The following is a 7192-nucleotide window of genomic DNA, read 5'->3' on the forward strand; positions in this document are numbered from 1 at the left end:
AGTCTGGTCTATTCATCATCACTACAATGCGATGGGCAAAGCCCCGCCTCCGGCGATGGCGCGGAGCGCCCGCTAAAAGCGATCGCCTATTTCTTAGGATACAACCAGTTTGAAAACACGCCCTAGGCCCCTCCCCCTTCGGGTTCACCAGTCGCCTACGGTGGGAAACCCGCCTACAGCGCTGGTTCACCGCAAGCGAGGAGGGGAACTGGATTTACAGTTAAATTCTGTTTATAGAACATCAAACATGAACCTTTTTTCTGGTGGTAAAGCAATAAAATTTAACTGGTGCTTAAAATCACGATCAGAATTTACTTCTATCAATTTCTGTGTGTAAGGTTGATAGTGAAATAGTTGATATCCTATTTTATTTAAATACTGTGCAACCTCAATATTACTACCTTGGCTACCTGCAATATTTTCATACAAAATCACTGGTGCAAACTCAGTAATTAATTTCTCACTACCAAGCAGAACAGCCATTTCATGTCCTTCTGCATCTATTTTGAGAAAATCCACTTGCTCAATGTTTTCTTGCTCAATTAAAGTATCTAAAGTAAAACAGCTTGCTTCTTCAAAAGCGTTTCCAGTCATTTGTTCTGCTGCATCACTGGAAACCACTTGATTAAGTTCGTTTGCAGAATGTAGTAATAATTTTACTGTACCATTGCGATCGCTCGCGGCTCCTGCACAAACCTTGACCCATGAAAATTGATTAATTCTACAAGTTTCTTCTAAACAACTCACACAAACTGAGAAAGGTTCAACAGCGAAAACTCTTCCCTCAGATCCTACTTTTGCAGCAGCACTAAAAGTATATACACCGACATTAGCACCAATATCAATCACCGTCATACCGGGTTTAATACTATTGCGCCAAAACTCCATTTCATCTTCAAACCAGTCTTGTTCGGTAATTAACACACTGGTGACAATACTACGCAAGGTTGGCTCAACAGCTATAATCACATTAGTTTCAAAAGGCACATAAGTAAAGGCACTATTTCCAGGTAATTGTGTCCAGCACCATTGGGGAGTCAGGGAATTTGACTGATAAAATTGACGTGATAGTTTTTGCCAATGTTCTGCCACTTGTATCTGCTTGAAATTTCGATAAGCTAAGTAAAGTGCTTGCAGAATAGGTGCAGAATCTGGTAATAACTTTCTAGCTTGATGTAAATATAAAAGTCCTTCTTGTTCTCCAGCCATTAAACTAGATATTCCCAGTTTGAGAATAGTATTGCCTGAATTTGGTGAAAGTTGAGCTGCTAGATGTAAGAACCGACGACTTACCTCTGTGTAAAAGGCTATCTGTGAGCGACAGATTATGTCATTTAGTAAAAATAATGCTTGTTGGTAACTATTGCGGGATAATAAAATTTCTTCCCAGCATTGTTGCTCATTTTGGGAAAATTTATTGTTCCCTGGAAAAATATAGATTAAAAAATTGCTTTGATTTTCAGAGGATACATCAGCAGACTGGATAGTGTTAATCAAAGTGTTAAATGATATCTTGACTGCTTTTGATTTTTCAGCAATTATGCTGTGAATTAAAGCCAGATGTGCTGCACAAATCGGATGTCCATCTATGTTTAGACCATTATTCAGAGCTTCAACAGCCATCTCCAGATAGACTGAACGCATAACTAGATTTTCATCGCACTGTTCGGCTTCAGTCAGAGCGACTACTGCTATGTTATTCCAATCAACCGACGACAGAGGATCATCCCAAGAAGTGTTTTCCAGAATGACTGCAATCTTAGATAACGTCTCAGCTTGAACGCAGGGAATTAATTTTTGAATAGATTGCAAATATACATGATCCGCAACAGGAAGAAAGTTCATCTTTAAACCAGGTTATAAAGTATCTAAATACGGTAATTACTTAATTACCAACAAGTCTCTAGTAAAGAGGATACCCACTATCCCATAGAAACTAACATCTGGGCTACAAATTTTTGACACAAACTTTAAAGGCTGACCCCAAAAGACTAATTAGTAGTATCTGCTGCAACGCAAAATTCAGCGTCTTTAATGCAGAGATAGATGATAATGTGGGAGATTGGCTTTTTTTGCTCTTTGTTGATTAAAAGCCAAGGGAAATTTTTGTAGTTTATCTATTGCGTTATCGACTCATTTATGCTGTAAACCCAGATTGTCTATCAATCCCAGCTAAAAATATCAGGGTTTTCAGCATTTCCCAAAAAATGAGAGAATAACAAGTTAAGCATTACAATTACAAAATTTTACATACACAGATCATGGTCAAAATTCAGTTTTCTAAAGGTATTGACGAAGAAGTAACTCCAGAAGTCCGCCTGACGCGATCGCGCACTGGCGACAGTGGGACAGCAACCTTTATCTTTACAAATCCCCAAATATTGGCAGAAGGTAGCACCGAAGAAGTCACCGGGATGTACCTGATTGACGAAGAAGGCGAAATAGTTACCCGCGAAGTTAAGGGTAAATTTGTCAACGGTAAAGCAGAAGGCCTAGAAGCAATTTATGTGATGAAATCCGCCGAAGAATGGGATCGCTTTATGCGCTTCATGGAACGGTATGCCGAACAAAACGGTTTGGGATTTAACAAAGCTGAATAGATATGGCATGGGGTATGGGGAACTGTCCCCCTCATTCCCCTCATCCTGCTCATTCCCCTATACTCCAAATCCTCGTGTTACCACCACCACACCCCGATTCGCCAGGAAACACCGTCACCTGTGCTGTTGTGACAGTCAGTGATACTCGTGACCCAGAAACTGATAAAAGTGGTCAGATCATCCAGCAATTGCTGATTGGTGCTAACCATGTTGTGGAAGTATACAAAATCATCAAAGATGAGCCAGCCCAGATTCAAGAACAGATAGAACTCTTGGGTAAAAATACGACTTTAGATGTAGTCATATTCAATGGTGGTACTGGTATTGCTCCCAGAGATACCACCTATGATGCGATTGAGAAATTATTAGAGAAAACTTTACCCGGATTTGGGGAGTTGTTTCGATTTTTAAGTTATCAAGAAATTGGTTCACGTGCGATCGCCTCTCGCGCTGTGGCTGGAGTTTATCAAAATAAATTAATCTTCTCTCTTCCCGGTTCTAGTAATGCGGTGCGATTGGGGATGGAAATGCTGATTTTGCCTGAAATGGCTCATTTGGTGAGTCAGATGCAGATGTAGGGAAAAAACCTCACCCTGGTTTTGCATAGCAAATCTTGTCCTTACCAAGGAGAGGGTTTTGTGCAGATGTCTTTGGGTTCGCGCCTGCGCCTTGCTTGCACTGGAGGGGCTGGGGGTGGGCTTCAATTCATAGAAAAACCCCCGTATATACGGAGGTTCTAGTTTCTTAAATTAGTTTTTCAAAAGTTCAAAAATTTTAAAAAGGTGCGATTTCTGCGGAGTGCTACGCGATCGCTAAACAAATGACAGCTAAAATGGCAGCGATAATATAAAACACTGCTACCACTTGTAATTCTGACCAGCCGGTCAATTCCAGATGATGGTGTAGAGGAGCCATTTTCAATAAACGCTTACCTTTACCATCAGGCCCTTTAGTCGCTTTATAATAACTTACCTGCGCGATCACAGAAAGGGTTTCCACAAAGAAGATCCCACTGAGAATAAACAGCGCTACCAAACTATTAGTCAGTAATGCCACAGCCGCTAAAGCCCCTCCCAGTGCCAAGGAACCCGTATCACCCATGAATACGCGGGCTGGGTTGCGGTTATGGGCTAAGAAACCTAAGCAACCGCCACTTAATGCGGCACAAAAAACCATCAATCCAGGGTAAGCTGGGGCGATGACAGCACCTAATGCTAGTAAGGCGATCGCCACGGTTCCTGCTGCTAAACCATCAATACCGTCAGTTAAATTAGTTGCATTACTTTCTGCTACTAGCACAAAGCCAGCTAAAGGCCAGAATAAAAATCCTAAAGGCAGGGTAAAGCTTACCCAAGGTAAAGCAATATTTGTAATATGAGCATCTTGAGTAGATATCAGCCATAGACAGAACAAGGCAGCAAATCCAATTTGCAACGCCAGTTTCATCTTCGGGGATATGCCTTTATTTGATTTGCGGCGCAGAATTTGCCAATCGTCAAGCCAGCCTACAAATCCATAGCTGAGAGTTAACGCGGCAACGGCAAGCACTTCTGGAGCAAAATTAGATAATATACAGGCGATCGCCACAGCTACGGGGACAAAGAATATACCCCCCATTGTGGGTGTACCAGCTTTTTTTAAATGGGCTTGAGGGCCATCCTCGCGGATGATTTGCCCGGTTTTCAGTGTTTGCAGTAGTGGTATGACCACAACACCCATAGCAGCTGAACTCACGGCGCACAGCAAGAATGGGAAAGTCAGTGACATCCCTTGCCAGGGCGTTCTATTGCCCAGCCAATCAAATATCAATGCTGCTACACTTAGCGCTGCGGCTAAACCAGAAGCTAATCCAATACCCGAAACGTTTGATCCTTCATTAGGAGATAATTTAGCGTCCACAAAAATTCCCTTCACTCCACACTTCTAAAATTCCACAATTTAATGGAGATTACCTAGTACAGCAGCCAAAAAATCAACATCCATTTTGGAAATTCAAAAGCTGTTTGACTTTTGACTTCACGGCGGTACTAGTCCCCAGCCTCAATCGTCTAGACTCATCTCACTGTCATCATCCATATCGTCATCCTCTATTCCGTCTTCTGAAATCAAGAATTCTGATATTTCTGTTGCTTGCAGTGAAAACTCGGTTTCTTGAACATGACGCGCTACGAGACGACCTTGAAATTCCAACCAGTCCAACGTAGAGGACTCTGGCTTTAATGGAATTACCGGGGCGCGTTGGTTGCGGGGTTCTTCACTTAAGGGAGAATTCAACATATCTACGAAAACACAAAAAGGTTCATGTAACTAGACATAAAGAAGTCTATCACTGACAAGGGATAATTTAATTATTGATTCAAGTCTTGGGTTCATAAATCCGTAAGCTGACAGAAATATTTTATTTAATAGTGCTAAGACAACTACCGAATAGATTCTTCGTGTTTTGTCAGTCTCTATACATACAAGATTAATATCAACTTAAGGTGGATGAACCCTAATGATTTTTGAGGTAAGAGACGATGATCGGCAAAGCAAATCTGATTGATGCGATCGCGGGGACAAATCGCGGTTTACTAGCCAGTGAACCAGAAAAACAGGCCATCTTAGTGGCGATCGCCAATTTGGAAGACTTTAATCCTACCCCTCGTCCCATAGAAGCAAGTCATTTGCTCAATGGTGATTGGCGGTTAATATACACAACCAGCAAGGCGCTTTTAAACCTGGATCGCATCCCTTTATGTAAACTTGGTCAAATTTATCAGTCTATCCGGGTCAACACCACCAGCGTTTACAATATCGCCGAGATTTATGGCTTACCTTATCTCGAAGGATTAGTCAGCGTAGCTGCCAAATTTGAACCAGTTTCAGAAAAACGTGTCCAAGTAAAATTTCAGCGTTCGATAGTTGGTTTAAAACGTTTAATAGATTACAGTTCTCCCGCCAATTTTATCCAGGAAATTGAAGCTGGTAAAAAATTTACGGCCATTGATACTCCCTTAAACAGTGATAAACAGCAGGGCTGGTTGGACATTACTTATATAGATAGCGATTTGCGAATAGGCAGGGGTAACGAGGGTAGTGTGTTTGTTTTGAGTAAAACATAAATTTTCTTTAATTTATGTATTTGCGAATGAAATTAAGCGATCATGGGGCATTTGTCAAGGAGGGTCTGACACCTATTTTAAATTTGGGGTTTGAAATGAGTAAGTGCTGAAAGGAAGAGATCAGCCAAATGGGGGAGCATAACGGTCTGGTGATAAATAACTTAACAAAGCCTCTAGGCGCGACCTTGAGGATGTAAAGTGAAATCAATTAGCCCCATATATTGGCAATCAATAATTAAAAGGGAAGATACTCATGGTTCAACGTGGTTCTAAAGTACGTGTTCTCCGCCCCGAATCCTACTGGTTTCAGGATGTAGGCACTGTGGCTTCTATCGACCAAAGCGGCATTAAATACGCAGCAATTGTCCGGTTTGATAAGGTCAATTACTCTGGTATCAACACCAATAACTTTGCTATAGACGAATTAGTTGAAGTAGAAGCACCAAAAGCTAAGGCGAAAAAATAAGCGGCAAAGCCATAAAGGGGATAAAGTAGTCATTAGTCATTAGTCACTAATCATTAGTGGTTGAGGGTGTATACTCCGCCTCTGATGAGGAGCAAAACTCAGGACTAATGACTGTGTTTAATCCCCAATAGCTAAAATTTGTCCGTTTTATCAGCTTAAATGCCTGAACTGCCTGAAGTCGAAACAGTCCGCAGGGGTTTAAATCAATTGACCCTGCATCAAGAAATTACGGGTGGAGATGTGTTGCACAAGCGCACCATCGCCTACCCGTTTTCTGTTGATGAGTTTATTCCTAAAATGACCGGAAGTGCGATCGCCTCTTGGCATCGTCGTGGTAAATATCTTTTAGCTGAACTTACTCTTTCATCTCTTTCATCCCCCATCTGGCTGGGCGTTCATCTGCGAATGACTGGTCAACTACTGTGGGTACATGAAGATGAACCATTACACAAGCACACCAGGGTGAGATTATTCTTTAAAGACCAGCAAGAATTACGCTTTGTTGACCAGCGCACCTTCGGTCAAATGTGGTGGGTTCCCCCAGGAGTAGCAGTAGAAACTATCATTACTGGTTTAGCAAAACTGGCAGTAGACCCATTTTCACCCGAATTCACCGTTGAATATCTCGCTGCTAAATTGCAAAATCGCCGTCGTCCCATCAAAACGGCACTATTAGATCAGTCAGTCGTGGCAGGATTAGGTAATATTTACGCTGACGAAGCACTGTTTAAAAGTGGGATTTTACCAGTAACCCTCTGTCTAGATTTGCAGTTACAGCAAATTGAGCGGTTACATACAGCCATCATTCAAGTCTTAGAAACCAGCATTGCGGCTGGCGGGACAACTTTTAGTAATTTCCTGAATGTTCAAGGAGTTAACGGTAATTATGGTGGTGTTGCTTGGGTATATAACCGCACTGGCGAACCCTGCCGAGTTTGTAGTACTCCCATACAGCGAATTAAATTAGCTGGGCGTTCTAGTCACTTCTGCCCCCAGTGTCAGAGTTGAGGGGAGTGGGGGGT

At 41.9% G+C, this 7192-nt stretch carries 8 protein-coding genes; 5 read left to right on the forward strand and 3 right to left on the reverse strand.

The genetic code is table 11. The features are described 5' to 3' along the window. Positions 1–231: 231 nt before the first annotated feature. The gene (locus AACX33_RS04010; RefSeq protein ID WP_194001669.1) at positions 232–1845 is read right to left on the reverse strand and encodes an FkbM family methyltransferase; all 1614 of its coding nucleotides are present in this window, start codon (positions 1843–1845) and stop codon (positions 232–234) included. 416 nt (positions 1846–2261) lie between these two features. On the opposite strand from AACX33_RS04010, the gene psb28 reads away from it, so the two are divergent. Together psb28 and AACX33_RS04020 are read left to right on the forward strand one after the other, a co-directional pair. Next, positions 2262–2600: a photosystem II reaction center protein Psb28 gene (gene psb28 / locus AACX33_RS04015; RefSeq protein ID WP_194001672.1), complete on the forward strand. Its 339-nt coding sequence runs from the start codon at positions 2262–2264 to the stop codon at positions 2598–2600. A gap of 74 nt (positions 2601–2674) precedes the next feature. After that, complete coding sequence (locus AACX33_RS04020) at positions 2675–3178, forward strand: molybdenum cofactor synthesis domain-containing protein (RefSeq protein ID WP_194001936.1); 504 nt, start codon at positions 2675–2677, stop codon at positions 3176–3178. Between the two features lie 223 nt (positions 3179–3401). Here the strand turns inward: AACX33_RS04020 and mraY are convergent, their stop codons facing one another. Further along, a complete protein-coding gene (gene mraY, locus AACX33_RS04025; RefSeq protein WP_194001674.1) occupies positions 3402–4499 on the reverse strand; it encodes a phospho-N-acetylmuramoyl-pentapeptide-transferase in 1098 nt (365 codons plus the stop codon). Positions 4500–4640: 141 nt separating this feature from the next. After that, positions 4641–4877, reverse strand: a complete 237-nt coding sequence (locus AACX33_RS04030) for a DUF3134 domain-containing protein (RefSeq protein WP_194001676.1) — start codon at positions 4875–4877, stop codon at positions 4641–4643. Between the two features lie 242 nt (positions 4878–5119). Here AACX33_RS04030 and AACX33_RS04035 point away from each other — a divergent pair, with 242 nt between their 5' ends. The 3 genes from AACX33_RS04035 to AACX33_RS04045 all read left to right on the forward strand — a co-directional run bounded on the left by AACX33_RS04035 (position 5120) and on the right by AACX33_RS04045 (position 7178). Then, the gene (locus tag AACX33_RS04035) at positions 5120–5704 is read left to right on the forward strand and encodes a PAP/fibrillin family protein (protein ID WP_194001678.1); all 585 of its coding nucleotides are present in this window, start codon (positions 5120–5122) and stop codon (positions 5702–5704) included. A 253-nt stretch (positions 5705–5957) separates the two neighbouring features. After that, the gene (locus AACX33_RS04040; protein ID WP_194001679.1) at positions 5958–6170 is read left to right on the forward strand and encodes a photosystem I reaction center subunit IV; all 213 of its coding nucleotides are present in this window, start codon (positions 5958–5960) and stop codon (positions 6168–6170) included. 159 nt (positions 6171–6329) lie between these two features. Then, a complete protein-coding gene (locus AACX33_RS04045) occupies positions 6330–7178 on the forward strand; it encodes a DNA-formamidopyrimidine glycosylase (protein ID WP_194001681.1) in 849 nt (282 codons plus the stop codon). Positions 7179–7192: the final 14 nt, after the last annotated feature.

The organism is Nodularia sp. LEGE 04288, assembly GCF_963896525.1.
Lineage (GTDB): Bacteria > Cyanobacteriota > Cyanobacteriia > Cyanobacteriales > Nostocaceae > Nodularia.